The sequence below is a fragment of the Novosphingobium sp. HR1a genome (assembly GCF_015594425.1).
Classification (GTDB): Bacteria; Pseudomonadota; Alphaproteobacteria; order Sphingomonadales; family Sphingomonadaceae; genus Novosphingobium; species Novosphingobium resinovorum_A.
Window position 1 is genome coordinate 79,833 of record NZ_JABXWS010000035.1, and the last position, 26,172, is coordinate 106,004.

32 protein-coding genes and 2 riboswitches are annotated in these 26,172 nt (G+C 65.0%); of the genes, 11 read left to right on the top strand and 21 right to left on the bottom strand.

The annotated features are described in order from the left end of the window. Positions 1–12 precede the first annotated feature (12 nt). Positions 13–531: an acetolactate synthase small subunit gene (gene ilvN, locus HWN72_RS07860; protein WP_036524725.1), complete on the top strand. Its 519-nt coding sequence runs from the start codon at positions 13–15 to the stop codon at positions 529–531. A gap of 81 nt (positions 532–612) precedes the next feature. Further along, on the top strand, positions 613–1,632 hold the full coding sequence (gene ilvC / locus HWN72_RS07865) for a ketol-acid reductoisomerase (RefSeq protein ID WP_008833476.1): 1,020 nt from the start codon (positions 613–615) through the stop codon (positions 1,630–1,632). Between the two features lie 63 nt (positions 1,633–1,695). Here the strand turns inward: ilvC and HWN72_RS07870 are convergent, their stop codons facing one another. After that, complete coding sequence (locus tag HWN72_RS07870) at positions 1,696–1,974, bottom strand: HNH endonuclease (RefSeq protein WP_008833475.1); 279 nt, start codon at positions 1,972–1,974, stop codon at positions 1,696–1,698. Positions 1,975–2,087: 113 nt separating this feature from the next. Between HWN72_RS07870 and HWN72_RS07875 the strand changes: the two genes are divergently transcribed. Next, positions 2,088–3,596: a CpaF family protein gene (locus HWN72_RS07875; RefSeq protein WP_008833474.1), complete on the top strand. Its 1,509-nt coding sequence runs from the start codon at positions 2,088–2,090 to the stop codon at positions 3,594–3,596. Between the two features lie 64 nt (positions 3,597–3,660). Here HWN72_RS07875 and HWN72_RS07880 read toward each other — a convergent pair whose 3' ends face one another. The 3 genes from HWN72_RS07880 to HWN72_RS07890 all read right to left on the bottom strand — a co-directional run bounded on the left by HWN72_RS07880 (position 3,661) and on the right by HWN72_RS07890 (position 5,240). After that, a complete protein-coding gene (locus HWN72_RS07880; protein ID WP_008833473.1) occupies positions 3,661–4,101 on the bottom strand; it encodes a hypothetical protein in 441 nt (146 codons plus the stop codon). Positions 4,102–4,297: 196 nt separating this feature from the next. Next, positions 4,298–4,906 (bottom strand): YceI family protein, encoded by a 609-nt coding sequence (locus tag HWN72_RS07885; RefSeq protein WP_008833472.1) that lies wholly within the window; start codon positions 4,904–4,906, stop codon positions 4,298–4,300. A 127-nt stretch (positions 4,907–5,033) separates the two neighbouring features. Beyond that, positions 5,034–5,240: a hypothetical protein gene (locus tag HWN72_RS07890; protein ID WP_008833471.1), complete on the bottom strand. Its 207-nt coding sequence runs from the start codon at positions 5,238–5,240 to the stop codon at positions 5,034–5,036. A gap of 83 nt (positions 5,241–5,323) precedes the next feature. Here HWN72_RS07890 and HWN72_RS07895 point away from each other — a divergent pair, with 83 nt between their 5' ends. From HWN72_RS07895 to HWN72_RS07905, 3 genes are all read left to right on the top strand, one after another. Further along, entirely contained in the window at positions 5,324–6,235 is a 912-nt protein-coding gene (locus HWN72_RS07895) for a DMT family transporter (RefSeq protein WP_069707728.1), read from the top strand. A 70-nt stretch (positions 6,236–6,305) separates the two neighbouring features. After that, positions 6,306–6,437 (top strand): entericidin A/B family lipoprotein, encoded by a 132-nt coding sequence (locus HWN72_RS07900; RefSeq protein ID WP_008833469.1) that lies wholly within the window; start codon positions 6,306–6,308, stop codon positions 6,435–6,437. 120 nt (positions 6,438–6,557) lie between these two features. Beyond that, the gene (locus HWN72_RS07905) at positions 6,558–6,689 is read left to right on the top strand and encodes an entericidin A/B family lipoprotein (protein ID WP_036524933.1); all 132 of its coding nucleotides are present in this window, start codon (positions 6,558–6,560) and stop codon (positions 6,687–6,689) included. Between the two features lie 5 nt (positions 6,690–6,694). Here the strand turns inward: HWN72_RS07905 and HWN72_RS07910 are convergent, their stop codons facing one another. The 8 genes from HWN72_RS07910 to HWN72_RS07945 form a co-directional block, all read right to left on the bottom strand. Continuing rightward, positions 6,695–7,237, bottom strand: a complete 543-nt coding sequence (locus tag HWN72_RS07910) for a hypothetical protein (protein ID WP_008833467.1) — start codon at positions 7,235–7,237, stop codon at positions 6,695–6,697. 5 nt (positions 7,238–7,242) lie between these two features. After that, a complete protein-coding gene (gene gcvPB / locus HWN72_RS07915) occupies positions 7,243–8,841 on the bottom strand; it encodes an aminomethyl-transferring glycine dehydrogenase subunit GcvPB (protein ID WP_008833466.1) in 1,599 nt (532 codons plus the stop codon). After that, the gene (gene gcvPA / locus HWN72_RS07920; RefSeq protein WP_069707729.1) at positions 8,838–10,208 is read right to left on the bottom strand and encodes an aminomethyl-transferring glycine dehydrogenase subunit GcvPA; all 1,371 of its coding nucleotides are present in this window, start codon (positions 10,206–10,208) and stop codon (positions 8,838–8,840) included. Before gcvPA ends, gcvPB begins: the two co-directional genes overlap by 4 nt. Before the next feature lie 158 nt (positions 10,209–10,366). After that, positions 10,367–10,738, bottom strand: coding sequence for a glycine cleavage system protein GcvH (gene gcvH, locus HWN72_RS07925; RefSeq protein WP_008833464.1), 372 nt, complete (start codon positions 10,736–10,738; stop codon positions 10,367–10,369). Positions 10,739–10,749: 11 nt separating this feature from the next. Continuing rightward, the gene (gene gcvT / locus HWN72_RS07930) at positions 10,750–11,904 is read right to left on the bottom strand and encodes a glycine cleavage system aminomethyltransferase GcvT (RefSeq protein WP_008833463.1); all 1,155 of its coding nucleotides are present in this window, start codon (positions 11,902–11,904) and stop codon (positions 10,750–10,752) included. Positions 11,905–11,938: 34 nt separating this feature from the next. Continuing rightward, a riboswitch (glycine riboswitch) is annotated at positions 11,939–12,059 on the bottom strand. A gap of 1 nt (position 12,060) precedes the next feature. Next, a riboswitch (glycine riboswitch) is annotated at positions 12,061–12,161 on the bottom strand. Positions 12,162–12,267: 106 nt separating this feature from the next. Further along, positions 12,268–13,014 carry an NAD(P)H-binding protein gene (locus HWN72_RS07935; RefSeq protein ID WP_008833462.1) on the bottom strand — a complete coding sequence of 249 codons (747 nt, stop codon included), beginning with the start codon at positions 13,012–13,014 and terminating at the stop codon, positions 12,268–12,270. A 9-nt stretch (positions 13,015–13,023) separates the two neighbouring features. Next, entirely contained in the window at positions 13,024–14,184 is a 1,161-nt protein-coding gene (locus tag HWN72_RS07940; RefSeq protein ID WP_008833461.1) for a deoxyguanosinetriphosphate triphosphohydrolase, read from the bottom strand. A gap of 29 nt (positions 14,185–14,213) precedes the next feature. After that, positions 14,214–14,531 (bottom strand): hypothetical protein, encoded by a 318-nt coding sequence (locus HWN72_RS07945; protein ID WP_008833460.1) that lies wholly within the window; start codon positions 14,529–14,531, stop codon positions 14,214–14,216. A gap of 373 nt (positions 14,532–14,904) precedes the next feature. Here HWN72_RS07945 and HWN72_RS07950 point away from each other — a divergent pair, with 373 nt between their 5' ends. After that, positions 14,905–15,330: a hypothetical protein gene (locus HWN72_RS07950; protein WP_156799760.1), complete on the top strand. Its 426-nt coding sequence runs from the start codon at positions 14,905–14,907 to the stop codon at positions 15,328–15,330. A 168-nt stretch (positions 15,331–15,498) separates the two neighbouring features. Here HWN72_RS07950 and HWN72_RS07955 read toward each other — a convergent pair whose 3' ends face one another. From HWN72_RS07955 to HWN72_RS07970, 4 genes are read right to left on the bottom strand one after another with little or no spacing between them, the layout of a single operon-like run. Then, positions 15,499–16,926, bottom strand: coding sequence for an NAD(P)(+) transhydrogenase (Re/Si-specific) subunit beta (locus HWN72_RS07955; protein ID WP_008829439.1), 1,428 nt, complete (start codon positions 16,924–16,926; stop codon positions 15,499–15,501). Continuing rightward, a complete protein-coding gene (locus HWN72_RS07960) occupies positions 16,926–17,210 on the bottom strand; it encodes an NAD(P) transhydrogenase subunit alpha (RefSeq protein ID WP_008829440.1) in 285 nt (94 codons plus the stop codon). Before HWN72_RS07960 ends, HWN72_RS07955 begins: the two co-directional genes overlap by 1 nt. A 1-nt stretch (position 17,211) precedes the next feature. Then, positions 17,212–18,354: an NAD(P) transhydrogenase subunit alpha gene (locus HWN72_RS07965; RefSeq protein WP_008829441.1), complete on the bottom strand. Its 1,143-nt coding sequence runs from the start codon at positions 18,352–18,354 to the stop codon at positions 17,212–17,214. A gap of 13 nt (positions 18,355–18,367) precedes the next feature. Continuing rightward, entirely contained in the window at positions 18,368–18,493 is a 126-nt protein-coding gene (locus HWN72_RS07970) for an aa3-type cytochrome c oxidase subunit IV (protein WP_081798950.1), read from the bottom strand. A gap of 211 nt (positions 18,494–18,704) precedes the next feature. Here HWN72_RS07970 and HWN72_RS07975 point away from each other — a divergent pair, with 211 nt between their 5' ends. Both HWN72_RS07975 and HWN72_RS07980 read left to right on the top strand, forming a co-directional pair. Then, positions 18,705–20,123 carry a sigma-54 dependent transcriptional regulator gene (locus HWN72_RS07975; protein WP_211150011.1) on the top strand — a complete coding sequence of 473 codons (1,419 nt, stop codon included), beginning with the start codon at positions 18,705–18,707 and terminating at the stop codon, positions 20,121–20,123. A 50-nt stretch (positions 20,124–20,173) separates the two neighbouring features. Then, on the top strand, positions 20,174–20,629 hold the full coding sequence (locus tag HWN72_RS07980) for a nuclear transport factor 2 family protein (protein WP_248005877.1): 456 nt from the start codon (positions 20,174–20,176) through the stop codon (positions 20,627–20,629). Positions 20,630–20,711: 82 nt separating this feature from the next. Here HWN72_RS07980 and HWN72_RS07985 read toward each other — a convergent pair whose 3' ends face one another. From HWN72_RS07985 to HWN72_RS08000, 4 genes are all read right to left on the bottom strand, one after another. Beyond that, positions 20,712–21,068, bottom strand: a complete 357-nt coding sequence (locus HWN72_RS07985) for a hypothetical protein (protein WP_008829444.1) — start codon at positions 21,066–21,068, stop codon at positions 20,712–20,714. A 224-nt stretch (positions 21,069–21,292) separates the two neighbouring features. Continuing rightward, positions 21,293–22,405, bottom strand: coding sequence for a dihydropteroate synthase (gene folP / locus HWN72_RS07990; RefSeq protein ID WP_008829445.1), 1,113 nt, complete (start codon positions 22,403–22,405; stop codon positions 21,293–21,295). Positions 22,406–22,445: 40 nt separating this feature from the next. Then, positions 22,446–22,598, bottom strand: coding sequence for a hypothetical protein (locus tag HWN72_RS07995; protein ID WP_156799761.1), 153 nt, complete (start codon positions 22,596–22,598; stop codon positions 22,446–22,448). 126 nt (positions 22,599–22,724) lie between these two features. Beyond that, positions 22,725–23,858 carry a site-specific DNA-methyltransferase gene (locus HWN72_RS08000; RefSeq protein WP_008829446.1) on the bottom strand — a complete coding sequence of 378 codons (1,134 nt, stop codon included), beginning with the start codon at positions 23,856–23,858 and terminating at the stop codon, positions 22,725–22,727. Positions 23,859–24,202: 344 nt separating this feature from the next. Here HWN72_RS08000 and HWN72_RS08005 point away from each other — a divergent pair, with 344 nt between their 5' ends. Beyond that, positions 24,203–24,361, top strand: a complete 159-nt coding sequence (locus tag HWN72_RS08005) for a hypothetical protein (RefSeq protein ID WP_155986203.1) — start codon at positions 24,203–24,205, stop codon at positions 24,359–24,361. Here HWN72_RS08005 and HWN72_RS08010 read toward each other — a convergent pair. After that, on the bottom strand, positions 24,358–24,990 hold the full coding sequence (locus HWN72_RS08010; protein ID WP_051211457.1) for a ribonuclease HII: 633 nt from the start codon (positions 24,988–24,990) through the stop codon (positions 24,358–24,360). The genes HWN72_RS08005 and HWN72_RS08010 overlap by 4 nt on opposite strands. A gap of 10 nt (positions 24,991–25,000) precedes the next feature. On the opposite strand from HWN72_RS08010, the gene HWN72_RS08015 reads away from it, so the two are divergent. Beyond that, positions 25,001–26,167, top strand: coding sequence for a PQQ-dependent sugar dehydrogenase (locus HWN72_RS08015; RefSeq protein ID WP_008829448.1), 1,167 nt, complete (start codon positions 25,001–25,003; stop codon positions 26,165–26,167). Positions 26,168–26,172: the final 5 nt, after the last annotated feature.

A 26,172-nucleotide genomic window follows, 5' to 3' on the forward strand; every position in this document is an offset into this window, starting at 1 on the left:
ACGAGAGAACCCATGATGCACATCCAGCATGAAGCCGAGGAACGGCACGTCCTGACCGTGACGGTCGACAACGAGGCGGGCATTCTCGCCAAGATCGCAGGCCTGTTCACCGCACGCGGCTACAATATCGACAGCCTCACCGTGGCCGACATCACCGACAACCATTCGGTGAGCCGGATCACGATCGTGACGCACGGCCCGCGCAGCCAGATCGACCAGATCCACGCGCAGCTCGAGCGTCTCGTTCCGGTCCACAAGGTCGTCGATCTCACCGAAGTCGGCCCGCATGTGGCGCGCGAACTGGCGCTGGTGAAGGTCGCGGGCGTCGGCGAGAAGCGTGTCGAGGCCCTGCGTATCGCCGACGTGTTCCGCGCTCGCCCGGTCGATACCACGACCGAAAGCTTCATCTTCGAGATGACCGGCGCCCCGGACAAGATCGACAGCTTCGTGGCGCTGATGCGCGACCTCGGCCTCGTCGAGGTCGGCCGCACCGGCATCGTCGCCATGGCCCGTGGGCCTGAAGAAGCCTGAACTTCAAAATTGCGTTGGCCCGTTCGGGCGGCGCTTGGACAATAACCGTCCCGGTTCGCCGGGATGACGGAAGGAAGAACGATGAAGGTCTATTACGACGCCGATTGCGACATCAACCTGATCGCCGAGAAGAACATCGCGATCCTGGGTTACGGCAGCCAGGGCCATGCCCATGCCCAGAACCTGCGTGATTCGGGCGTCAAGAACGTCGCCATCGCCCTGCGTGACGGTTCGGCAACCGCCAAGAAGGCCGAAGCCGCCGGCTTCAAGGTCATGTCGAACAAGGACGCCGCCGCATGGGCCGACGTCATCATGATCCTCGCTCCCGACGAGCATCAGGCCGCCATCTACGCCGCCGACATCCATGAGAACCTGAAGCCCGGCGCCGCGCTCGCCTTCGCGCACGGCCTCAACGTCCACTTCGGCCTGATCGAGCCGCGCACCGACATCGACGTGTTCCTGATCGCGCCCAAGGGCCCGGGCCACACCGTGCGCAGCGAATACCAGCGCGGCGGCGGCGTGCCCTGCCTCATCGCGATCCACCAGGACACCACCGGCAACGCGCAGGACATCGCCCTCGCCTATGCTTCGGGCGTCGGCGGCGGCCGTTCGGGCATCATCGAGACCAACTTCCGCGAGGAATGCGAAACCGACCTGTTCGGTGAGCAGGCCGTGCTCTGCGGCGGCGCAACCGCGCTGGTCCAGGCCGGCTTCGAGACGCTGGTGGAAGCCGGCTACGCTCCCGAGATGGCCTACTTCGAGTGCCTCCACGAACTGAAGCTGATCGTCGACCTGATGTATGAAGGCGGCATCGCCAACATGCGCTACTCGATCTCGAACACCGCCGAATACGGCGACATCAAGACCGGTCCGCGCATCATCACCGAAGAGACCAAGAAGGAAATGAAGCGCGTTCTGGAAGACATCCAGTCGGGCCGCTTCGTGAAGGACTTCGTGCTCGACAACCGCGCCGGCCAGCCCGAGCTGAAGGCTTCGCGCCTTGCCGCCAAGCGTCACCCGATCGAGGAAACCGGCGCCAAGCTGCGCGCCATGATGCCCTGGATCGGCGCCAACGCCCTGGTCGACAAGACCAAGAACTAAGGTTCATCCGAATCCTTGCGGCGGGCGGGTGGTCGAAAGGCCGCCCGCCCGTTTTGCTTTGGCTCATCGCTTCCGCCGCGTCGGCGCATGAAAATCCGGCGGCTTTCCCGCCACCCAGCGCACGAACCGCGCGATTTCCTCCACCTTCAGAAGCTCCGCGCTTTCCGGCTTCATCCGCGCCAGTTGCGCATTGCCCAGCGCTGCATGGATCGTCCGGTGACAGATCGGATGAAGCGGCACCGTCTCGCGCCCTCCCCGGCTCTTGGGCACCGGGTGATGCCATTCCACCTTGCACCCCAGCGGCCGTGCGCACAGCCAGCAGGTGCGATCGTCATCGTCCACTTCGCCCTCCGGTGCAGCGCATTAGTAAGTTATCAAAGTTTCAACCTTAACAGTGCCTGGAATTAGGCATGGATCGCCCCCTTCCAAGGGCGGCGCTTGAGGTTGACGGTTTCATGACGGCATTCGGTCGGCGCAACGGCATCGGTGGTATGGGTCAGGGCGCGCGCCCTGCTTTCGGCGTGGCGAAGCCGCTCAAGAGCGGAGGCGATGTCGTCGCCGCCATTCCGGGTTCGGCGCCCGTTCCCGGCGACCAGTTTCCCTCCATCTCGGGCGACTCGCTTGCCCCGTCGCGCGACGATGCCATGTCGCGGCTCGCCGATCGCGCCAACGCGGTCCATGCCGAGTCCGAGCAGAACGGCTTCGAAGCCTCGATCCACAAGATCAAAGAGCAGGTTCTGCCGCGCCTGCTGGAGCGCGTCGATCCCGAAGCCGCCGCGACGCTGACCAAGGATGAGCTGTCGGAGGAATTCCGTCCGATCATCATGGAGGTCCTCGCCGAGTTGAAGATCACCTTCAACCGCCGCGAACAGTTCGCGCTGGAAAAGGTGCTGATCGACGAACTGCTCGGCTTCGGGCCGCTGGAGGAACTGCTCAACGACCCGGATATCTCCGATATCATGGTCAACGGCCCGAACCAGACCTACATCGAAAAGAAGGGCAAGCTGCAGCTCGCACCGACCAAGTTCCGCGACGAGCAGCACTTGTTCCAGATCGCCCAGCGCATCGTCAACCAAGTCGGCCGCCGTGTCGACCAGACCACGCCGCTGGCCGACGCCCGCCTCAAGGACGGCAGCCGCGTCAACGTGATCGTCCCGCCGCTGTCGCTGCGCGGAACTGCCATCTCGATCCGTAAGTTCTCCGAGAAGCCGATCACCATCGACATGCTCCAGGGCTTCGGCTCGATGAGCGAGAAGATGGCGACCGCGCTCAAGATCGCCGGGGCCTGCCGCATGAACGTGGTGATCTCGGGCGGTACGGGTTCGGGCAAGACGACGATGCTCAACGCCCTGTCCAAGATGATCGACCCGGGCGAGCGCGTGCTGACGATCGAGGACGCGGCCGAACTTCGCCTGCAGCAGCCCCACTGGTTGCCGCTGGAAACCCGTCCGCCGAACCTCGAAGGCCAGGGCGCGATCACCATCGGCGACCTCGTCAAGAACGCCCTGCGTATGCGTCCTGACCGCATCATCCTCGGCGAAATCCGCGGCGCCGAGTGCTTCGACCTGCTCGCCGCCATGAACACAGGCCACGACGGTTCGATGTGCACGCTCCACGCCAACAGCCCGCGCGAATGCCTGGGCCGTATGGAGAACATGATCCTGATGGGCGACATCAAGATCCCCAAGGAAGCCATCAGCCGCCAGATCGCCGAGTCCGTCGACCTCATCGTGCAGGTGAAGCGCCTGCGCGACGGCTCGCGCCGCACCACCAACATCACCGAGGTGATCGGCATGGAAGGCGACGTCATCGTCACCCAGGAACTGTTCAAGTTCGAGTATCTGGACGAGACCGACGACGGCAAGATCATCGGCGAATTCCGCCCCTCGGGCCTGCGCCCCTACACGCTGGAGAAGGCCCGCCAGTTCGGCTTCGACCAGGCCTATCTCGAAGCCTGTCTGTAACGAAGTGCACCCCGGCGGATCACCCCGGGGTTTACACAAACGAGGCAGTGAAACATCTGTCACCTTAGGCGCCCGGTCGGTCCGGGTCCGCCGCCCGATCGATCTGCGCCAGCAGCGACAAAAGCGCGCGATTATCAGGCTTTAGTTCGGTCGCAATGTGACGACCGCGATATATCCGCACTTTCAGCAATCCGAAGCGCGCCCGCACCGCGCGCTCCTCGGGTGTGACCTTTCGTTTTTCCGGCGGCTTGCCTGTCACCTTGTCCCAGGCGGCGGCAAAGCTGCCCGCGCCGGGCTTGCGACGCAGACGATAGGCACTCTCGCGCGACAGTCCCACGCGGAGCGCCTCTGCCTCGACACCGCCGCCCTGCGCCAAGGCAGCGAGAAAGGCCGCCTGCCGCGCGGGCGTCCACCCGTCCTTGCGCGGACGCACGGGCACGGGTGCGAAGGCGGGGACACGGATATGGCGGGGGCGGTTGAGAGCGCGCGGCGGAGGCTGGTTCATCCACCACGTTAAACGTGATTGCGCGGATGTAGGAAAGCGGCCCGTAAGTGCGTAGCCTCAAGCGTGTCGTATTCCTTCGTCATCCCCGCGAAGGCGGGGACCCATCTGATGCCCTTTCAACAGGACGCCTCAGGAGATGGGTTCCCACCTTCGCGGGAATGACGAGGTCTGTTCAATCAAACGAGATCACGCAGAGTTACTGCTTCTCGAAAGCTGCGGTGATGGCGATCTGCGTCTCGTCACTGACCAGCGGCGCGTACTTGGTGACGCCGAACTCGGTGCGCTTGATCGTGCCCACGGCATTGAAGCCGAGCGTATAGACCTTCTTCATCGGATTGACGTTGGCCGCCTTGAAGCTCGCCTTGAGCGTCACCGGCTTGGTCACGCCGTGCAGGGTCAGATTGCCGGTGACGTCGGCGGTGCTGGCGCCGGTCTTCACCACTTTGGTCGAGACGAAGCGCATCGTCGGGTACTGGGCGGCGTCGAACCATTCGGCACCGACCAGTTCCTCATCGAGCGTCTTGTTGGTGGTGGAGACGGAAGCCACCGGAACCGAAACATCCAGCTTCGCCGAGGCCAGGTTCTTCGGATCAAGCGACAGCGTACCTGACGCGCCCGGCAGGGTGCCGAAGAACTCGCTAATGCCGAAGTGATCGACGGTGAAGCGCACCAGCGTGTGCGCACTGTCGAGCGCATAGTTGCCCGCCTGCACGGCAGCGGCATTGGTATCGGCCTGCTGCGCCACGATCGGGGCGGCAACGACGAGAGACGCAGCGGCCAGAGCCGATGCAAGATAGCGGTTCATTCGAATTCTCCGAAAGGAAAGGCGGGAAAGGTCAATGCTTGCGCGTTGATCCCATTGCCGATCCCTTACGGCCAGCCCGATAAAATCGATCCACTTGTTCAGGTTTGTCGAACAAGTCGGCCTAATATCAACCGCCCAGCCACTCCCGCGCCGACAGGCCCAGGAGCAGCACCGCCACCATCAGCGAGAAGAAGAAGATGGGCGTCCACGGCATGAAACCCACCCTCTCAATGTTCTTGCGGCGATGCCGCCGGTGATCGCCCAGCCAGGCAATCACCGCGACCAGCGCGGCGAGGCTGCCGCAAATGGTCATCCAATGCAGAGAATCGTCCATGCCCCGCCTTGCCCTCGCGCGCGGCGGAGTTAAAGCGCCCTTTCGTGACCGCACCTTCCACTACCATTCGCAAAGACCGCCCGATGCTGGCCATCGCCCTGCGCCTTGCCGCGATGGTAATGCTCTCGACGATGTTCATGCTGGTGAAGCTGGCGGGCGAAGCGGGCGTGTCGCTGCCCGAACTGGTGTTCTGGCGACAGGCGATGGCGGTGCCGATCATCCTCGGCTGGCTGGCGGCGACCGGCAATCTCGGCCTCCTGCGCACCCGCCGCATGAGCAGCCACGCCATGCGCGCGACGAGCGGCACCGCCGGTCTGTGCTGCAACATCGGCGCCGCTACGCTGCTGCCCTTGCCGGTCGGCACGACGCTCGGGTTCACGACGCCGCTGTTCGCTGTGATCATAACCGCGCTGGTCCTTCGCGAAAAGGTCGGCCCGTGGCGCTGGACGGCGGTGCTGCTGGGCTTCGTCGGCGTTCTGGTCATCGCACAGCCCGGCGGTGCGCCCGTCCCCGCGCTCGGACTGGCGGCGGGGCTTGGTGCGGGATTGATCGTCGCCGTGGTCAGCTTCCAGATCCGCGATCTCTCGCGCACCGAGGCACCGATCGCCTGCGTCTTCTGGTTCGCCTTCTACGGCTCGCTGTTCGCGGCGATCCTGCTGCCGCTCTATGGCACGGCGCACGGGACTTACGAATGGCTGCTGCTCGTTGCAATCGGGCTTGCGGGGACACTGGCGCAGTTCCTCATCACCTCGGCCCTGCGCCTGGGACAAGTCGCGACGGTGGTGGTGATGGACTACACCGCGCTGATCTGGGCTACACTCTACGGCTGGACGATCTGGGGACATGTGCCCTCGGCGGCGATGTGGCTGGGCGCGCCGATCATCGTCGCGGCTGGCCTGATCATCACCTCGCGCGAGCATTTCCTCGCACGGCGTGTCTCGCCCACCTCAGCCATCGACGAAAGCGTTACGGAAGAGGCTGCTCAGGGAACCTGACCTGCCTATGTGTGTTCACCCCGATGCGCGGCGTGGCAGCACCCGTCGCACCGGAAAAAGGAACACCAAAATGGTCAAGAAGCTCGTACTCGCCCTCGTCGCGGGCGGCATCGTTTTCTCCGCCGCCGCTTGCAACACCGTCAAGGGTGCAGGCCGCGACGTGGAGTCGGTCGGCAAGGCCGGCGAAGACGCCATCAAGTAACGTGCTCTGCAGGCAGGTTCCAAGCCACCGACCGGAGCCTGCCTGCATCCGTCTCACGAACGCTTTTCTTGACACGTTTCCTGCGCTAATCGCCGCAGACAACGAAGGAAAATGCGTTCGATGACCAGCAAGATTCTCGCCACCATCATCCTTGGCGGCGTACTTTTCACCGCCACCGCCTGCAACACCGTCAAGGGCCTGGGCCGCGACATCGAGTCGGTCGGTCAGGCGGGATCGAACGCCATAAACTGAGCGCCTCAGGCGTCGAAGACGTGGTTTGCCACCATGTCTCGCGCCCGCAGCCAGAGCACTAGCCGGAGCGCCACGATCATCCCGAGCGCGAAGCCCAGCGTCGCATCCATCATCAATAACGCGTTGCCGACCGGATGACCGGGGTGTGCCGCGTTCTGCATTCCGCCGCCCTGAAACCCGCTGGGCAGCAGGAACCGCCGCGCGAGGAAAACCGCGACGATCAGCAGGATCGCCAGCGGCGACTGGCGCATCATCACGCGCGCCTTCTCGCCCTCACCGTCGATATGCAGGTGCATCAGCCGCGCCCGCTGCGCGCCGATTGCGCCGCCGACGATCACGCCGGTCGCCAGGCATAGCCAGCCCAGCCCGCTCGGCGGCATGCCCGCAAGCGCCAGCGACACCGCCAGCACCACGATCACCGGCATGATCCACAACAGGGGAAGGCGCAGCGGCCTGGCCTTCTTCATCCGCATCATGCGCAGCGCCATGATGCCGACGAAAATCGCCAGCGGCAGATACGTGACGAGGCCGCGTCCACCCTCCCCCATCTGTGTCAGCTTCCTCCGATTTCACTCAGCGAGGGCGTGCCGGGAACACCGGGTTCACCCTGCCATACGAGCACAGGCTTGCGCGCGGCGAGCGTTTCGTCAAGCCGCCTGCGCGGCGCGAAGTGCGGTGCGGAGTGCAGGCTTTCGTCGCCCGCCTTTGCTCGCTCGGCGAGGCTGCGCAGCGAGGCGATGAAGCGATCGAGGCCCGCCTTGCTCTCGGTCTCGGTCGGCTCGACCAGCATCGCGCCCTTGACCACCAGCGGGAAGTAGACCGTCATCGGGTGGAAGCCCTCGTCGATCAGGCCCTTGGCGATGTCGAGCGTCGAGAAGCCCTCGGCCAGCCCGGCGTCGCTGAACAGCGCCTCGTGCATGCACGGGCCGCTGTCCGCGAAGGGCGCAGGCAGCAGATCCTCGCACGAACGCAGCACATAGTTGGCGTTGAGCACCGCGTCCTCGGCCACCGTGCGCAGACCGTCCGCGCCGTGGCTGAGGATGTAGGTCAGCGCGCGGGTGAACATGCCCATCTGGCCGTGGAAGGCGACCATGCGGCCGAACGCCTGCGCGTGGCCCTCGGCGGCGTTCTCCTCCTCGACGAGGTGGATCGAGCCATCTGCTCCGCGCGTCACGAAGGGCAGCGGCGCGAAGGGCGCCAGCGCTTCGGACAGCACCACCGGCCCGGCACCCGGACCACCGCCGCCATGCGGGGTGGAGAAGGTCTTGTGCAGGTTGATGTGCATGGCATCGACGCCGAGGTCACCCGGGCGCACCTTGCCGACGATGGCGTTGAAGTTCGCACCGTCGCAATAGACATAGCCGCCTGCCGCATGGACCGCATCGGCGATCTCGCGCATGTCGGGCTCGAACAGGCCGCAGGTGTTGGGGTTGGTGATCATCACGCCCGCGACGTTGGGGCCAAGCTTGGCCTTGAGCGCCGCCACGTCCACGCGGCCCGCCGGGGTCGCGGGGATCGATTCCACCTTGAACCCCGCGAAGGCGGCGGTGGCGGGGTTGGTGCCGTGGGCGCTCTCGGGCACCAGCACGACGTCACGCGCCTCGCCGCGCGCGTCCAAAGCGGCACGGATGCAGAGCAACCCGCACAGTTCGCCATGCGCGCCCGCCTTGGGGCTCATCGCCACCGAGGCCATGCCGGTCAGCGTGATGAGCCAGTCGGCCAGCTGCTCGATGACTTCGAGGGCGCCCTGCACCGTCGTCTGCGGCTGCATCGGGTGAACGTCGGCGAAGCCCGGCAGGCGGGCCATCTTCTCGTTCAGGCGCGGGTTGTGCTTCATCGTGCACGAACCGAGCGGGAACGGCCCAAGGTCGATCGCGTAGTTCTGGCGCGACAGGCGGGTGTAGTGGCGCACGGTCTCCGGCTCGGTCAGGCCCGGCAGCGCGGGCGCGGACTTGCGCAGGAACTTGCTCAGGCCCGCAACGGGAGCACGGCTCGGCTCGTCGATATCGACGCCGCACTTGTCGGCGCTGCCCAGCTCGAAGCTCAGAGCTTCTTCGAGCATCAGGCCGTAATCGCCTGACGAGGTTGCGAACTTTGCTTCGCCGGCTCCACCCATGGACGGGCGCCAGCCGGATGCGTTGGGGGCGTTCATGCGCTCGCTCCTGCAAGAACGGCTTCCAGCGCGGTGGCGAAAGCCTCGATGTCTTCGTCGGTGGTGGTTTCGGTCGCGGCGACCAGGAGCCCGTTGTGGAGGCCATCGGCCACCGGGAACAGGCGACCCAGCGACACGCCGCCGAGCACCTGACGGTCGGCCAGTTCGCGCACCACTTCGCGCGCATCGCGCGGCAGGATCACCGTCGCCTCATTGAAGTAGGCGGTGTTGAGGATCGTGACGCCCGGAACCTTGGCAAGACGCTCGAAGGTCTGCTGCGCGCGGGCGTGATTCACAGCGGCGAGACGGGCCAGGCCCTCACCGCCCAGCAGGGTCAGATGAATACTGAAGGCCAGCGCGCAAAGCCCTGAATTAGTACAGATATTGCTCGTCGCCTTCTCGCGGCGAATATGCTGCTCGCGGGTCGAGAGCGTCAGCACGAAGCCGCGCTTGCCCTCGGCGTCGACGGTCTGGCCGCAAAGGCGTCCCGGCATCTGGCGCACGAACTTCTCGCGGCATCCGAAAAGGCCGAGGTAGGGACCGCCGAACTGGAGGCCGACGCCCAGCGACTGCCCCTCACCCACGACGATGTCGGCACCCAGCGTACCCGGTGCTTCGATCAGGCCGAGCGCCACCGGCTCGGTGACGACGGCGATGACCAGTGCGCCCACGGCATGCGCGGCCTCGGAAATCGCCGCGAGATCGGGGATGCGCCCCATGACGTCGGGGTACTGGACGACGACGCACGAGGTCGTCGCGTCGATCGCCGCGATCACGGCGGCGTCATCGGGATCGGCAGTCAGTTCGGGAGCGAGGCTGACAATGTCGTCCTTGGTGAACTTCGCCATGGTGCGCACGACTTCGCCGTAATGCGGGTGCAGGCCGCCCGACAGGACGCTGCGACCCTTGCGGGTGATGCGCGCGGCCATCAGGATCGCTTCCCAGCACGCGGTCGAGCCGTCGTACATCGAGGCATTGGCGATGTCGGTGCCGAACAGGCGCGCCACCTGCGTCTGGAACTCGAACAGCACCTGCAGCGTGCCTTGCGCGATTTCCGGCTGGTAGGGCGTGTAGGCGGTCAGGAACTCGCCGCGCTGGATCAGGTGATCGACCGAGGCCGGAACGTGATGGCGATAGGCACCGGCGCCGAGGAAGAACGGCGCGGAACCCGCGCTCAGGTTCTTCGCGGCGAGCGCGGACATGTGGCGCTCGACGGCCATTTCGCTGGCGTGAGCGGGCAGGCCCTCGATGGGACCGGCAAGCCGGGCCTCGGCGGGCACGTCGATGAACAGGTCATCGACCGTGGCGGCGCCGATGGTCTCCAGCATGGAGGCGCGGTCGGCCGGGGTCAGGGGAAGGTAGCGCATGAGGTTCCTACTTCGTTGTCCTCCCCGCAAGCGGGGAGGTGGCAGACCGGAGGTCTGACGGAGGGAATTCACGGCCTGACGCAAACCTTGCGCGGCGCGGCGAGTCCCCTCCACCGCCTTCGGCGGTCCCCCTCCCCGTACCGGGGAGGACAAGGCAATCAGAGGCTGTCGACGTAGCTCTTGTACGCGGCCTCATCCATCAGCGTGCCGAGTTCGGCGGCGTCGGAGAGGGTCACGCGGAACAGCCAGCCGCCGGTTTCGGCTTCGGTGTTCACCAGTTCGGGCTGATCGACCAGCGCTTCGTTGACGGCGGCGATCGTGCCGGAAACCGGGGTGTAGACGTCAGACGCGGCCTTCACCGAATCGACCACCGACACGGAATCGCCCTTGCTGACGCTGGCGCCTTCGGCGGGAACTTCGACGAAGGTGATGTCGCCGAGCTGGCCCTGGGCGTAGTCGGTGATGCCGACGGTGCCGAGGTCACCTTCGACTTCGATCCACTCATGGTCTTCGGAGAAATAGCGGGTCATGGGAAAGCTCCTCAGCGGTGATAGCGGTGGGGGACGAAGGGCATCGCCGCGACCTTGGCCGGCAGCTGCTTGCCCCGCATCTCGATGGTAAGCGCGGTGCCCTCGGCAGTGAGGGCGGTATCGACGTAAGCCATGGCGATCGGCTGCTGCAGCGATGGCGAGAAACCACCTGAAGTGACAATGCCAACTTCCTGATCACCGGAGAAAACCTTGGCGCCTTCACGGGCAGCCATACGGCCTTCGATGACAAGACCGATGCGCTTGCGCGCGGTGCCCTCGGCGAAGTCCTTCAGCACGCGGTCCGAACCGGGGAAGCCGCCTTCGGTGCGGCGGCGCTTGTTGACGGCGAACTTGAGGTCGGCGTCGATCACGCTGGTCTCGGGCGAAAGGTCATGGCCGTAAAGTGGCAGGCCCGCTTCCAGACGCAGGCTGTCGCGCGCACCGAGACCGATCGGCTTCACCTCGGGCTCACCGCAGAGCAGGTCGGCGACCATGGCGGCAGATTCGCCGGGGATGGCGATCTCGAAACCGTCCTCGCCGGTATAGCCCGAACGGCTGATCCAGGCATCGACGCCGCCGAGCGTGAACTGCCCGCCCTTCATGAAGGTCAGCGCAGAGAGCGGATATTCGCTCTTGGCATGACGCTCAAGCGCGGCGAAGGCCTTGGGCCCCTGCAACGCGAGCAGCGCGTTGTCTTCCAGATGGTTGATGGTCACGTCATCGGGCAGCAGTTCGCGCAAGGTGCCGATGTCGTCCCACTTGGTGGCGCCGTTGACGACGAGGTAGAAGCCCGTCTTCCAGCGCGTGACCATGAGATCGTCGAGGATGCCGCCTTCTTCGTCCAGCAACAGCGAGTAGCGCGGCGCGCCGATCTTCAGCGTGGCGAGGTCAATCGGCAGCGCGGCTTCGAGCGCGGCCTCCACGGCGGGGGTGATGCCGTCGTCCGAAGAGACGTAGACCTGCCCCATGTGGCTGACGTCGAACAGGCCGGCGTTCTCGCGGGTCCAGAGGTGCTCGGCCATGATGCCCTCGTACTGGACGGGCATGTGGTAGCCGGCGAACTCGACCATGCGGCCGCCCTTCCCGCGATGCCAGGCATCGAGCGGCAGGGTCAGGATCTCGATCGGCTCGAGGCCGTCTTCATCGGTAACTGGGTATTCGCTCAAGACACGACTCCGCGACACATGGCACACCGTTTCAGGTGCCCCCTCTGTCACGGAAGCCTGAGAGCTTCCCCGGCGTCATCCGCAAAGGGATGGACCGAGTTACACCGTCGGCGGCCACGACCGATAACGGCGGGGCACTTTCCAGAGGCTCGCTGTAGACGCTGCGCGGTCCTTTTGCCTGAGAGATTCCGGGGCGGTTGCTCCTTCGGCGCCTCTTTCCCGACGAATCGGTCCAAGGTCTCTCCCGCGCGTGTCAGCGAGTGCCTTGAGCCTTGGGTGACGGGCCGGGCTAAGTCAACGCAAGGTTTGGCGAATGTGCGGGAAAACGTCGTCCCGGACCTGATCCGGGGCCAGTGGCTTTCTTCAGGCCAACTCCGTCGGCAACGCGCCATGTGAGTTGGGCCGTTCTCCGGCAGCGGCCCCGGCTTCAATCCGGGCCGAAGAGGCCGCCCGCTTCAACGCGTCATGCTCGTGTACGAAGCACCCTCGCGCCCGCTCCAAACCTAGCGTCAGGATCGCCCGGGCCACGTCGCGCGCGCGGATCGAGCGGAAGCGGCGCAGCTTCCCATGCAGCGTGAGGTGATCCGCCAGCGGTGCGAAAGCCTGCCACGCGCCTTCCAGCGGCCGCGCTTCCTCGCGCGTGCCGCGCAGCAGGCTGGGCCGCAGCACGTCGAGCCGCTGGAAGCCGAGCCGCCCCAGCGCCTCCTCCGTCTCGCCCTTCACCGAAAGGTAGAAGTTGCGGCTGGCCCGGTCCGCCTCGACCGAGGAGACGAGGATCATATGCCCGATCCCCGCCGCGATTCCCGCCTCTGCGGTGAAACGCACCAGATCGTGATCGACTGCCCGGAACTGCTCCTGACTGCCCGCCGCCTTGATCGTGGTGCCCAGCGCACAGACCAGCACGTCGGCCTGCGCCGCACGGATAAGCCCGGGCCAGTCGATCGGCTCGCCCACCAGCATCTCCATGCGCGCGCCCGGCGGCAGCACCGCCTCGCGCCGCCCGACACCGACGATCCGCACGTCCTCGCGTCCGACCGCCTCGGCCATCACGGCAGAACCAACCAGCCCGGTCGCGCCGACCAGGCAGATGCGCGTCCCCCCCTGCGTCACCGTCAGAACCTAGACATTGCTCAGGCCCTCGGGCGTGCGGCCGTAGATCTCCGCATGGCGGGCGATGGCGAAGCGGTCGGTCATGCCGGCGATGTAGTCGGCGATGTGACGACTGCGTGCAGGCTCGTAACGCGGCATCGTGTCGATCCAGCTTTCGTCCATCAGCACCGTTTCCTGCGAGTAGGCGGAATAGAGTTCCGCCAGCAGCGCCCGTGCCCGCTTCGCTGTCTCCAACTGCTCGGGGTGGTAGTAGAGCTTCTCGTACATGAAGCGCTTGAAGGCGCGTTCGCCCTCGGCCATCTCGGGCGAGAAGGCGACCAGCGCCCTGCCCGCGCCGCGCACCTCCTCGATGCTGCCGACGCCGACAAGGTTCTTCTGCGTCTGCGCGACGAGATCGTTGACCATGACGCCAATCTGGCTGCGGATCAGCTCCGCCAGTTGGCGGTCAAGCGGCACGCCGGGATAGCGGCGCTCCACCTCGTTCCAGTGATCGACGACGAAAGGGTGCGCCAGCAGTTCGTCGAGATCGAGGAAGCCCGCACGCAGGCCGTCGTCGATATCGTGGTTGTCGTAGGCGATGTCGTCAGACAGTGCCGCGACCTGCGCCTCCAGCGAGGCATGGGTGCCGAGATCGAGATTGTAAGCCGCGTCGAGTTCCGCCAGCGCCCAGGTCGGCTCCAGCACCGGACCGTTGTGCTTGGCGAGACCTTCCAGCGTCTCCCACGTCAGGTTGAGGCCGTCGTGCTCGCAATAAGGGCTGTCGAGCCGCATCAGCGTGCGCAGGGTATGGGCGTTGTGGTCGAACCCGCCCGCCTTGTGGAGCGCTGCATCGAGCGCGTCCTCTCCGGCATGACCGAAAGGCGGATGGCCTATGTCGTGCGCCAGCGCCAGCGCCTCGGTCAGATCCTCATCGAGCCCCAGAATGCGCGCGATCACGCGGGCGATCTGTGCCACCTCGAGGCTATGCGTCAGCCGTACACGGTAGTGGTCGCCGTCGGGCGCGACGAAAACCTGCGTCTTGTAGCGCAGGCGGCGGAACGCGATCGAGTGGATGATCCGGTCCCGGTCGCGCTGGTAGGGACTGCGCGCGCCGCGGGCGATGCCGTTCTCGATCGAAAACTCGCGCCCGCGCGAACGGGACGGGTCGGAAGCGTAGGGAGCGAGTGTCAAGCGGAACTCCGGGATTGTCGCCGTGAGCCCTAGCGGGAGAAACCGGTGCTGCACAAGAGCAGCGAGGTCGCTGTCACCTTGACCACGCGCGGATCGTCAATCGCATGCGCGGCTTCCACCATGCCTTCGGGCGTATGCGCCGCGCCCTGCAGCGCGGTGAGCCTCTGGATCTGGCGCAGTGACAGTTTACGCACGAGACGCTCGCCCATGCACGCGGCTGCCCGATCGCTCAGCCCGGCCTCGGCGAAGGCGGTGCGCACGCGGTATTCGGCATACCAGTGGGCGCCGAACCAGGTGGCGGCGCAGAACACGGCGATGAGGATGACAGTCTTGATGAGGCGGATCATGCGGCGGGGATTACACCGGGTTGGGTTCGCAGGGAACAGTATGTAAAGGAGGGAACAGGCAGGGGTTTACCACCCCTGTCCCCGTATTCCGTCGAAGCTGTGCGCGCGGGGCGGCATTTCTCCTTTGTGCGGAATCGGAACCGCGAATGGGATGGACAGCGGATTCGGAATGACTCAGCCTTAATTCCGTCACCCCCGCGATGGCGGGGACCCAACTGATGCCTTTGCAACACGAGGCGTGAGATGGGTTGCCGCCTTCGCAGGAGTGACGGCGAGGGGTGGAAAGGGACGCGCCAATTGTCCCTTAGGGGATTAGAAAGCCTTTCCGCCGAATAAGCATAGTCATCCTGACAACTTCCAAGAATGTGCAAACATGATCCAAACCAAATTCGGAATTGCTTTGATAGCATTTTCGTTAGGCGGCTGCGGTTCGGCTGCCACTGCTGAAACCCTCCCGTCTTCCCACTGTATGGCGGTTTTTAGCGCATTTCGAGAACTTGCGCTGAGGGCGAAACCGCAGGATTTACGACTTGCGCTCAACATGACTGCGCGAGGCATATATGAAGCCAAAAAAGTCAAGGACGCCGGTAATATTGCCAGTTCTAAGCAAGAAGGGGAGGCATTCTTTAAGGATCACGAGAATGATTGGGACTTACTCAAGAAAGTCCATGATCAATGCTCAACACGTCAGGACAATGATCCAAAATTCAAGGCTTTAAACGAAAGTGGTGAATTAATGAAATTGGCGCGGAAGGACCCGGCATGCCAATCAGATACATCTTGTCGTGCAAGCCAATAGTGGTTGAAAGTCACGTCAATTTGCAATGACGGCAATGGGGCGTGTTCGGTCAGGCGGGTTTTCTTCGCGCAGGGCGAGCACCGGACGGACGGCTATAGAGCGCAGCGCTCGCCGCCCGGAATGGCGAAAACGGGTGGCTAGGCGCCATCCAAGTAACGACACCCTACCTCAATCCGCCAGCGCCTTGTTGATGTCCTCGACCATCTTCTTGGCATCGGCCAGCAGCATCATCGTCTGGTCCATGTAGAATACGTCGTTGTCGACGCCGGCATAGCCCTGTCCGCCCATCGAGCGCTTGATGAAGAAGATCGTCTTGGCCTTATCAACGTCGAACACGGGCATGCCGTAGATCGGCGATGACTTGTCGGTCTTGGCCGCCGGGTTCACCACGTCATTGGCGCCGATGATGAAGGCGACGTCGGCCTGGGCGAACTCGCCGTTGATGTCCTCCAGTTCGAAGACCTCGTCGTAAGGGACGTTGGCTTCGGCCAGCAGCACGTTCATATGTCCGGGCATGCGCCCTGCGACAGGGTGAATGGCGTATTTCACGCCCACGCCATGCTTCTTGAGCTGGTCGCCCATCTCGCGCAGCACGTGCTGGGCCTGTGCCACGGCCATGCCGTAGCCGGGGATGATGATGACGTTCTCCGCCTCCTTCATCAGAAACGCCGCGTCCTCTGCCGAGCCGCGCTTCCACGGGCGTTGTTCCCGGGCCTCGCCGCCGCCCGCGCCCGCTTCCGCGCCGAAGCCTCCGGCGATGACGGAGAGGAAGCTGCGGTTCATCGCCTTGCACATGATGTACGACAGGATCGCGCCCGAGGAACCGACCAGCGCCCCCGTCACGATCATCGCGGTGTTGTGCAACGTGAAGCCCATCGCCGCCGCCGCCCAGCCCGAATAGCTGTTGAGCATCGAGACGACGACCGGCATGTCCGCTCCGCCGATCGGGATGATGAGCAGGAAACCGATCGCGAAGGCCAGCCCGACGATCACCCAGAACAGCGGGTTCTCTCCGGGCCCGGCGGCGCCGGAATGCGCGAACAGCGCCGTCAATACGAGGATCGCGCCCAGCGTGCCCAGGTTGATGACATGGCGCGCGGGGAGCAGGATCGGCGAACCGCTCATGTTGCCGTTGAGCTTGGCAAAGGCGATGACCGACCCGGAAAACGTGATCGCGCCGATCGCCACGCCCAGCGCCATTTCGACCCGGCTGACGGGCAGGATGTTGCCGTCGGCGCCGAGAATGCCGAAAGCCTCAGGGTTGAGGAACGCCGCGGCCGCCACCAGCACCGCAGCCAGCCCGACCAGCGAGTGGAATGCGGCCACCAGTTGCGGCATGTCTGTCATCTTGATGCGCCGGGCGATGACGAAGCCGACACCGCCGCCGATGGCGATGGCGCCCAGAATTTCCGGCAGGCTGGCGACCTCGTGCGTCACCAGCGTCGTCACCACGGCGATGCCCATGCCGACCATGCCGTAGCGGTTGCCCCTCCGGCTCGTCGCCGGCGATGAAAGGCCGCGCAGAGCGAGAATGAAGCAGACACCGGCGATCAGGTAGGCGACCGCGACCCAGGGACTGACGGAGTGCGCCTCCATCACTTGCGGTCCTTCTTCTTGTACATCGCCAGCATCCGCTCGGTGACGGCGAAGCCACCGAAGATGTTGACGCTGGCCAGCACCACCGCGCCCAGCCCCAGCCACTTGCCGATCGGCGAGCCCGAAGCCGCGCTCGCCACCAGCGCGCCGACGACGATCACCGAGGAGATCGCGTTGGTCACCGCCATAAGCGGCGTATGCAGCGCCGGGGTGACGGACCACACGACGTAATAGCCCACGAAGCAGGCCAGCACGAAGATCGACAGGATAGAAACGAAGTCCATGCTAGCTGTCCTGCCTCTGCAGCCTCGGGTGAACCACTTGGCCACCGCGCGTGAGGCGCACCGCGTCACCGATCTCCGCGTCGAGCACCGGGCCGCCCTGCTCCTTGTCCCAGAACGCGGAGACGAAGTTGAACAGGTTGCGCGCATAGAGCGCCGAAGTATCCGCGGGCAGGTGCGCGGGCGTATTCGAATAGCCGATGATCTTCACCCCATGGCGTTCGATCACCTGGTCCGGCACGCTCCCCTCGACGTTGCCGCCTTGCGGTGCGGCAAGGTCGAAGATCACGCTGCCCGGCTTCATCGAGGCGACCTGCGCGTCGGTGACGAGGCGCGGCGCCGCGCGGCCAGGGATCAGCGCGGTGGTGATGACGATGTCCTGCTTGGCGATGTGCGCCGAGACGAGTTCCGCCTGCGCGCGCTGGTACTCCTCGCTCATCTCGCCCGCATAGCCGCCCGAGCCCTCACCCTCGATCCCGGCGACGCTCTCGACGAAGATCGGCTTGGCGCCAAGCGACTGGATCTGCTCCTTCGTGGCCGAACGCACGTCGGTGGCGGAGACCTGCGCGCCCAGCCTGCGGGCGGTCGCGATGGCCTGAAGCCCTGCGACGCCGACGCCCATGACGAAGCACCTGGCGGCGCTGACCGTGCCCGCCGCCGTCATCATCATCGGGAAGGCCCGGCCATAGGCATCGGCCGCCGCCAGCACCGCCTTGTATCCGGCAAGGTTTGACTGGCTGGAGAGAACGTCCATCGACTGCGCCCGCGTGATACGCGGCATCAGTTCCATCGCCAGCACTTCGAGTCCGGCTGCCGCATAGGCATCCACGCGTGCGCGCTGGCCGAACGGATCGAGGATCGCAACCACCCATGCGCCGGATGCGACGCTGCCGAGCAACGCAGGATCAGGCCCCTGCACCGCGAAAACGATGTCCGCTCCCGCCAAGACCGAATCGACGGGACCTACTTCGGCCCCGGCTGCGCGATAGTCCGCGTCGGAAATACTGGCGGAAAGCCCCGCTCCGGCTTCCACCGCCACGAGGGCGCCGAGGGCAGAGAGCTTGCGCACGGTCTCGGGTGTGGCGGCAACCCGGGTTTCGCCGGTCGCGCGTTCGGCGAGGACCGCGATCCGCCGCTGAGGGGTCAAACTCGCGGCCCGCTCAGGAGGCGATCAGACCGACGACCAGCGCTGCAATGACGATGATGACCCCGGTGCTCCAGGTGGCGGCCTTGATGAAGCCGTTGTAGGTCTCGGTCGCGGCCTTGATGTCGTTACCCGAAGCCATTGTCTCTTTTCCCCAAAACTGTTTGCTTTCCAGTGGACACTAACCGGGCCGGGCTTGCCGCTCAAGGGCGAAGAAGGTCCATGACGGCGTCACTAACCGATCATGAACATCCGGTTCCGCGCGTTCCAACCGCAGCCTTAATCCGCTCTTTACCCGTTTGCCGTAAGTTCAAGTTCCAGAAAGCGAAGAGGCGACACGAAGCGACACCACCATGGCGGACCTTGACCAGCGCCTCCTCATGCTCATCGACGATGAGCCGGCCCAGAGCCGCCTGATCTCCGCACTCGCCTCGCGCGAGGGGTGGCGTACCCTGATCGTGCGCGATGCCGAGACGGCGATCGCCACGCTCGGCACCCGGCAGGGCATGCAGCTTTCGGCAATTATCCTCGACCAGTGGGTGCCCGGCGACGACGCCTGCGCGCTGATTTCCGAGCTTAAGGCCCGCCGTCCGGCCCTCCCGATCCTGATGCTGACCGCCAGCACCTCGCCGCTGCTTGCGGTGGAGGCGATGCGCGCGGGGGCGACCGATTACCTCGTCAAGCCGGTCGCGCCCGACCGGCTGATGCACGCCCTGCGCTCTGCGACGACGCGCGAGGCACCGCGCGACGAGCTTGCGCCGCTGACCGAGAAGATGCCGTCCAACCCCGATTTCGAATCGATGATCGGCGCGGCGCCCAACTTCCGCAAGGCGCTGGCCGTCGCCGCCAAGGCCGCGCGCGGCCATTCTCCGGTGCTGATCGAGGGCGAGAGCGGATCGGGCAAGGAAATGCTGATCCGCGCGATGCACGCCGCCTCGCCGCGCTCGCGCATGCCGCTGCGGATCATCAATATCGGCGGCGTACCAGCCAACTCCATCGAGTCGGTCCTGTTCGGCCATGAAAAGGGCGCCTTCCCCGGCGCATTCGATCGCCAGATCGGCGCGCTCCAGCACTGCGACGGCGCCACCCTCGCCCTCGACGAGATCGACCGGCTGCCCGAATCGGTACAGGAACGCCTGCTCGAAGCGGTGAAGAAAGGCGACTGTCGCCCGATCGGTGCCCGCCACTCGTTCCGGGTGGACGTGCGCCTGATCGCCGCGAGCAACCTCCCATTGGCGGACCTTTCCGACCAGGGCAACTTCATGCCCGAACTGCTAACGGCGCTGTCGCCCACCAAGGTCCTGCTGCCGCCGCTTCGCGAGCGGACGGGCGATATTCCCGCCCTCACCCGCTTCTTCCTCGCCCGCATCGGCGAGCAGCCGGGGCTTCGCGAACTGGGCATCGCCGACGGCGCGCTCTCGTTGCTGGCCGCCTACGATTGGCCGGGCAACGTGCGCCAGTTGCAGGCGGTGCTGTTCCGCGCAGCCGTGTTCTGCGACGGCGATGCGCTGACTTCGGAAGATTTTCCGCAACTTCTCAACATATTGGGCACAGGGTTGTCCACAGCCCCCCAGATGCCGGAAAGCTCCGGCGTCATGCTCTACACCGCCGACGGCAACTTGCGCCCGCTCGATGAGATAGAGGCCGACGTCATCCGCCTTGCCATAGGCCTTTACCGTGGCCGCATGACCGAAGTGGCAAGGCGTCTCGGCATCGGGCGCTCCACCCTTTACCGCAAGCTGTCCGAGCTGGGCATCGACAACGCCGCCTGATCTGTCCAGACTTCCCGCATAGGAACGTGGGAGAGGTGGACGTGGATACGATGGAACGCCTCGCCGCGATCGAGGCCATCAGGCAAGTGAAGGCCCGGTATTTTCGCGGCGTGGACGATCGCAATTCAGCGCTCGTCCGCTCGATCCTCGCGGAGGACTGTGTGCTCGACTATCGCGGGTGCTGCACCGACCCGGCCAGCGGCATCGACCACCTCCCCGCCATGAACAAGGTGATGGAAGGCCGCTTGAACTGGCCCGACGCTCGTGAAACGGGCGGCCCGCACATGGTCACCGTGCATCAGGGCCATGACCCCGACATCACCGTTGAAAGCGAGACCGCCGCCAGCGGGATATGGGCTTTCACCGACCGGCTGTTCCTGCCGCCGGGCGGCCCTTTTACCCGGTTGACCGGCTGGGGACGTTACCATGAAACCTACGTACGAAACGACGAGGGCTGGAAACTGCGCACCTCCCGCATCGAACGGCTGCGCGTAGAAGTCGCATGATGGATTGGAACACCTATGAAAACCGGGGCCGCGCCAGAAGCGCGACCCCGGTTCGTTGTCCGGGGGGACTGTTCAAAAAGGCTCAGAGACCCTCGATCATGACCGAGGGGATACGGTAACCGCGCTTCGCCATGGCCTTGGCGTAAGTGCCGCGTTCGTGCCGCAGTTCGCTGCCATATTCCTCCCAGGCGTCGCGCTGATCCTCGATGTCGCTGGCCTTGCGCAGATCGGTGGCCAGCTCCTTCTGGCTCTCGTTCACGTTCGCGCGGTAGTTGAACCAGTGCTTGCCCTCGATGCCGCCGATCGGCGTCTGGATGATGCGGTTCTCCTCGACGCGGGCGACCCGCTCCTCGTACATTGCCGGCACGACGGCCATGGCGGTAGCGGGAACGATGGCGAGCGCCACGGCAGCGGCGCGGATGATGATGGTCTGCTTCATGGGTGAATCCCCTTTGTCGCTTTCCAGTGCGAGGCGGAATTGCCTCACTGTCGGAAGGACAAACGGTCACGAATGCAATTTTCGTCAGGCGAAAGGACGAAACGAGCATTCAGCGGGACGTTTTGCAGTGCAGCACCGGGTTGTGATGACAGGGTCACAGAACTCGGACCTGCCGTTCATCCGGCAGAAACCTGCGGTTCATGCCTCGTCCAGATTTGTAACGGCTATTGCGGCAATTGTGAGAAGTCGGTCAGCGCGGCATCGCGCAGCCCCCTCCACACACGCGCGGCCTGTACCGTTTCCGGCACGTCATGGACCCGCAGGATGTGTGCACCGGCATCCATGGCCTTCACCGCAAGCGCCACCGAGCCGCCGAGCCGCTGGTGCGCGGGCGCCTCGTTAGAGAGCGCCCCGATCATCCGTTTGCGGCTGACGCCCACCAGCAGCGGCTGGCCGAGCGCATGGAACAGCGGCAGCGCGTTGAACAGCGTCAGGTTTTGCCCCAGCGTCAGCCCGAAGCCGAACCCCGGGTCGATGATGATCCTGTCAGCCGGGATTCCCGCCGCCACGCAGGCATCGCGCCGCGCCTCCAGCCAGTCGAACACGTCGAGCACGACGTCGTCGAAATCGGCACCCGAATGCAGGTCCTCGGCCTTGCCCGGCGCATGCATCAGCACCACCGGAGCGCCGGACTCGGCCGCCAGTTGCAGGCTGCGCGGATCGTAGCGGAGCGCGGAGACGTCGTTGATGATGTGTGCGCCCGCCGTCAACGTCGCTTCCATCACGGCGGGGCGGCGGGTATCGACGCTGATCGCCGCGCCCATCGCGGCGAGCCGCTCGACCATCGGCACGACCCGCTTGAGTTCGTCGCCCTCCCATACGGCCGCCGCTCCGGGACGGGTGGATTCTCCGCCAAGATCGACGATCGCCGCGCCCGCCTCCAGCATGGCCGAGGCATGGGCGGCGGCGACTTCGAGATTGTCGAGAAACCTGCCGCCGTCGGAAAAGCTGTCGGGCGTCATGTTGAGGATGCCCATGACTTGCGGCTGCTCGAACCGGATCGTCCGCGCGCCGCACTGGATCGGCGCATGCACCTTGCGCAAGTTCGCCCACTGCGCCTCTGCCATGGCGCCGAGGTCGGCGGGGAGCGCGGCCAACGCAGCGGGCATCTGCGAGGCGGACACCCGCTCGCGCGCGATAACTTTGCCACCTTCCCGCAGGATCAGCGCGAAGCGGCTCGCCCAGACCATCGCCCCGCCGAGACGCACGGCCCCGCCCTCCTCGCTCTGCGGGCTGTCGGCGAGGGCGATCGGGCGGATATAGAGTTTGCGGGTCATGACCGCGCCTTAGCTCGGGTCACGACGATAAGGAACCAACTCAGTTCCCGAGTTCGAGGCCCCTTTCCAAACGCTCAACACGCTCTTTCAAGGCGTCGAGCCCGTGCCGGTCCTTGATCTGCTCCTCATAAGCATGAGCGTTATCACAGCCGATGCGCGCAATCATCGATTCCAGCAAACCGAGACGTGTCATGATCTCCCGGTCGCGCTCACGCGCGGCCGATTGTTCGGCCTGAATTTTCTTCAGCGGCTCGAGTAGCAGATTTTCGACGTTCTCGGTCTACCGGATAGACAGCATCAACCCAGGCGCTGCGCCACCTCACGGCTCCGTCGCGAGCAGGTACAGCTGGCGGATCGCGTCGATCGGCTTGATCTGGCCTTCGTGCTCCAGGTGCCAATAGGTCCAGCCGTTGCACGAAGGCGCGCCCTGCAGGTCCTTGCCGACACCATGGATCGAACCGTTGAGGTCGCCCGACACCAGCGAGCCGTCCGCACGCACGGATGCAACGTGGCGGCGCTTCTTGTCGAACAGTTGCGTGCCCGGCTGTATCCAGCCCGTCTCGATCAGCGTGCCGAACGCCACCTTGGGCGCGGTGCGCTTGGACTGCATGGTCTTGAGCGCGCTCTCGTCGAGCGGCAGCGCCATCTCGATGCGCTCCAGCGCGGCTTCGCGGTAGTTGCTCTCGCGCTCGCAGCCGATCCACTCGCGGCCGAGGCGCTTGGCAACGGCGCCGGTGGTGCCGGTGCCGAAGAACGGGTCGAGCACGACGTCGCCCTTGTTGGTCGTCGCCAGCATCACACGGTAGAGCAGCGCTTCCGGCTTCTGGGTCGGGTGGACCTTGCGGCCACCCTTCTTCAGACGCTCGGCTCCGTTGCAGATCGGCAGCACCCAGTCCGAGCGCATCTGCAATTCGTCATTGAGCGTCTTCATCGCGCGGTAGTTGAAGGTGTACTTCGACTTCTCGCCCATGCTCGCCCAGATCAGCGTCTCGTGCGCGTTGGTGAAGCGGGTGCCCTTGAAGTTGGGCATCGGGTTCGCCTTGCGCCACACGATGTCGTTGAGGATCCAGAACCCCATGTCCTGCATGATCGCACCGAGGCGGAAGATGTTGTGATACGACCCGATCACCCACAACGAACCCTCGGGCTTGAGCACGCGGCGCGCCTCGGTCAGCCAGTCGCGGGTGAACTGGTCGTAGGTCGCGAAGCTGGAAAACTTGTCCCAGTCGTTCGTCACCGCGTCGACGTGGCTGCCGTCCGGGCGTGCGAGGTCGCCGCCGAGCTGCAGGTTGTACGGCGGATCGGCGAAGACCATGTCCACCGAAGCGTCGGGAATGGTACGCATCGCCTCGATGCAGTCCCCGGTCAGGATGCGGCCGAGCGGAAGCAGCTCCTTCGGGGTGGGCGCAGGCGCCCGTGCCCGAATGCGTTCCTTGACCAAGATCTGACCCATGACTGCTCCGATGAGATAAACTGTGGATATGACCCCCTAAGTGATTCATCCGAGACTCGCCGTCAAGCCGCGACTCGTGGTGAATCCTTGTGATTCACGTGTTCAGCCAAGCGGAACAAAACGAATCCGGCACTACATCTTGAGTCGCCGCGAATCGCCATGACTCAAGATGTAGTGGGTGTGACTCACGCGACTCGTGGATAACTTTTTGTCACACCCCGGAATTGATAGTGCAGTTTTATGCAACACCCATCCGATACGTTGCATTTGCAGCAATCGGCCGTGAAGCCCAAATGACCCTCGATGCTGCAGCGCAGCAAGCACATATCCATAAAGGTCGTCAGATGTTTTCGCTTATCTCACTCTACTTCTCGTATCGCCGCGACGTGCTCCTTGCCGAGCGCTACGTCGCCGGTCTGGCCGAGAAGCCCGCGCAGGACGCCGCCGTTCCGGAGGCCAGGATCGAGGCACCGAAGTCCGAAGACCTCGCGCTCGCAGCCTAAAGCAGCGTGAGTTGAGCCACTGGAGCGAAGCTGCGCCGGTGATGCGGGGTGGGCCCATGCTCTCGCAGTGCAGCAAGATGCTGCGGCGTGCCGTAACCGGCATTGCGCTCCCACCCGTAATGCGGATGCACCAGCGCAAGATCGCGCATCAGGCGGTCCCGGTGCTCCTTGGCGATGATCGATGCCGCCGAGATACAAGGCTCGATCGCATCCCCGCCGACGATCGCGCGGGCATTCCAGCGCCATTCCTCGCGGCGACCATGCGGCGTCATGTTGCCGTCCACCAGCACCTCGTGCGGCTCCTCGCCCAGCGTAGCACATAGCGCCGCCACCGCGCGCGTCATCGCCAGCATCGTCGCGCCGAAGATGTTGAGGCGATCGATATCCTCCACATCGACCACGCCGACCGCCCAGCGGCACCGGCGCTTGATGGTTGCCTCCAGTTCGGAGCGGCGCATCGCGGAAAGCTTCTTGGAATCGTCCAGTCCGGAGGGGCGCGGCTTGCAGAGCATGACCGCGCCTGCAACAACCGGCCCTGCAAGCGGGCCGCGACCGGCCTCGTCGACACCGATCACGTAACGTTTCGTTGCCGAAGGCACGCTCGGGGAACTCGTGAAAGGTGCAAGCATTGGGCTCGGCATGTTCGCAAGACGTCTCCTTTTCGCCCTATCGCCGCTGGCGCTAACACTCGCAAGCTGCGGCAATGCCGCCACCGGGGAAAAGGCGCCTGCCTCCGAAGCCGGCACGCCCTTCAAGGTGGAAACGCTCGCGCAGTTCGACGAACCCTGGGCCATGGCCTTCGACGAAGGCACCGGAACGCTGGTCGTGACCGAAAAGAAGGGTACGATCCGTTTGCGCGCGCCGGACGGTCGCATCAGTGAAGTGAAGGGCGTTCCCAAGGTCGATTACGGCGGCCAGGGCGGCCTCGGCGACTTCGTGTTTGCGCCGGGCCAGACGGAAACCACGCTGGACCACCGCATCGTGTACCTCAGTTGGGCTGAAGCCGGACCGGGCGACACGCGCGGCGCGGCAGTGGGCAAGGCCGACCTCGTCTGCAATGGTGCAACCCAATGTGCGCTGCAGAACCTCAAGGTGATTTGGCGCCAGACGCCCAAGGTTGCCGGGCGCGGCCACTACTCGCACCGGCTGCGCTTCTCGCCCGACGGTAATTACCTGTTCGTGGCGTCCGGAGAGCGGCAGAAATTCACGCCCGCACAGGATCTCGGCACCAACCTCGGCAAGGTCTTGCGCCTGCTGCCGGACGGCACGCCGGCTCCAGGCAATCCCTGGGCCGACAAACCCGCGCCGACCAACCAGATCTGGTCCTACGGCCACCGCAACATTCTCGGCCTGGCTTTCGATGCGCAGAGTCGGTTGTGGGACCTAGAGCATGGCCCCGCCGGCGGCGACGAGTTGAACCTCGTCAAACCGGGCGCCAATTACGGCTGGCCCCTAGTGTCCGACGGAGATCATTACGACGGCCGCCCGATCCCGCGCAATTCGACGCGCCCCGATCTCGCGCAGCCTGCAATCAGCTGGAATCCCGTGATCGCGCCGGGCGACTTCATCTTCTATAGCGGAGACCTCTTCCCCGGATGGAAGGGGCAGGCGATCATCACGGGTCTGGTCGCCACCGGCCTCGTGCGGGTTTCGATCGACGGGACCAAGGCAACCGAGGAGACCCGCTATCCAATGGACAACCGTATCCGCGAAATCCGGCAAGCCCCGGACGGCGCGATCTGGCTGCTGGAGGATGGCGAAGGCCCCGAAAGCGGCCACCTGCTGAGGCTCACCCCGGCGGGCTGAAAACC

Excerpts from the sequence above, each read along its gene's own strand:
- ilvN (WP_036524725.1), top strand. The coding sequence starts at position 13 with ATGATGCACATCCAGCATGAAGCCGAGGAACGGCACGTCCTGACCGTG.
- ilvC (WP_008833476.1), top strand. The coding sequence starts at position 613 with ATGAAGGTCTATTACGACGCCGATTGCGACATCAACCTGATCGCCGAG.
- HWN72_RS07875 (WP_008833474.1), top strand. The coding sequence starts at position 2,088 with ATGACGGCATTCGGTCGGCGCAACGGCATCGGTGGTATGGGTCAGGGC.
- HWN72_RS07880 (WP_008833473.1), bottom strand. The coding sequence starts at position 4,101 with ATGAACCAGCCTCCGCCGCGCGCTCTCAACCGCCCCCGCCATATCCGT.
- HWN72_RS07885 (WP_008833472.1), bottom strand. The coding sequence starts at position 4,906 with ATGAACCGCTATCTTGCATCGGCTCTGGCCGCTGCGTCTCTCGTCGTT.
- HWN72_RS07890 (WP_008833471.1), bottom strand. The coding sequence starts at position 5,240 with ATGGACGATTCTCTGCATTGGATGACCATTTGCGGCAGCCTCGCCGCG.
- HWN72_RS07895 (WP_069707728.1), top strand. The coding sequence starts at position 5,324 with ATGCTGGCCATCGCCCTGCGCCTTGCCGCGATGGTAATGCTCTCGACG.
- HWN72_RS07900 (WP_008833469.1), top strand. The coding sequence starts at position 6,306 with ATGGTCAAGAAGCTCGTACTCGCCCTCGTCGCGGGCGGCATCGTTTTC.
- HWN72_RS07905 (WP_036524933.1), top strand. The coding sequence starts at position 6,558 with ATGACCAGCAAGATTCTCGCCACCATCATCCTTGGCGGCGTACTTTTC.
- HWN72_RS07910 (WP_008833467.1), bottom strand. The coding sequence starts at position 7,237 with ATGGGGGAGGGTGGACGCGGCCTCGTCACGTATCTGCCGCTGGCGATT.
- gcvPB (WP_008833466.1), bottom strand. The coding sequence starts at position 8,841 with ATGAACGCCCCCAACGCATCCGGCTGGCGCCCGTCCATGGGTGGAGCC.
- gcvPA (WP_069707729.1), bottom strand. The coding sequence starts at position 10,208 with ATGCGCTACCTTCCCCTGACCCCGGCCGACCGCGCCTCCATGCTGGAG.
- gcvH (WP_008833464.1), bottom strand. The coding sequence starts at position 10,738 with ATGACCCGCTATTTCTCCGAAGACCATGAGTGGATCGAAGTCGAAGGT.
- HWN72_RS07945 (WP_008833460.1), bottom strand. The coding sequence starts at position 14,531 with ATGATCCGCCTCATCAAGACTGTCATCCTCATCGCCGTGTTCTGCGCC.
- HWN72_RS07950 (WP_156799760.1), top strand. The coding sequence starts at position 14,905 with ATGATCCAAACCAAATTCGGAATTGCTTTGATAGCATTTTCGTTAGGC.
- HWN72_RS07955 (WP_008829439.1), bottom strand. The coding sequence starts at position 16,926 with ATGGAGGCGCACTCCGTCAGTCCCTGGGTCGCGGTCGCCTACCTGATC.
- HWN72_RS07960 (WP_008829440.1), bottom strand. The coding sequence starts at position 17,210 with ATGGACTTCGTTTCTATCCTGTCGATCTTCGTGCTGGCCTGCTTCGTG.
- HWN72_RS07970 (WP_081798950.1), bottom strand. The coding sequence starts at position 18,493 with ATGGCTTCGGGTAACGACATCAAGGCCGCGACCGAGACCTACAACGGC.
- HWN72_RS07975 (WP_211150011.1), top strand. The coding sequence starts at position 18,705 with ATGGCGGACCTTGACCAGCGCCTCCTCATGCTCATCGACGATGAGCCG.
- HWN72_RS07980 (WP_248005877.1), top strand. The coding sequence starts at position 20,174 with ATGGAACGCCTCGCCGCGATCGAGGCCATCAGGCAAGTGAAGGCCCGG.
- HWN72_RS07985 (WP_008829444.1), bottom strand. The coding sequence starts at position 21,068 with ATGAAGCAGACCATCATCATCCGCGCCGCTGCCGTGGCGCTCGCCATC.
- folP (WP_008829445.1), bottom strand. The coding sequence starts at position 22,405 with ATGACCCGCAAACTCTATATCCGCCCGATCGCCCTCGCCGACAGCCCG.
- HWN72_RS07995 (WP_156799761.1), bottom strand. The coding sequence starts at position 22,598 with ATGACACGTCTCGGTTTGCTGGAATCGATGATTGCGCGCATCGGCTGT.
- HWN72_RS08000 (WP_008829446.1), bottom strand. The coding sequence starts at position 23,858 with ATGGGTCAGATCTTGGTCAAGGAACGCATTCGGGCACGGGCGCCTGCG.
- HWN72_RS08005 (WP_155986203.1), top strand. The coding sequence starts at position 24,203 with ATGTTTTCGCTTATCTCACTCTACTTCTCGTATCGCCGCGACGTGCTC.
- HWN72_RS08010 (WP_051211457.1), bottom strand. The coding sequence starts at position 24,990 with ATGCTTGCACCTTTCACGAGTTCCCCGAGCGTGCCTTCGGCAACGAAA.
- HWN72_RS08015 (WP_008829448.1), top strand. The coding sequence starts at position 25,001 with ATGTTCGCAAGACGTCTCCTTTTCGCCCTATCGCCGCTGGCGCTAACA.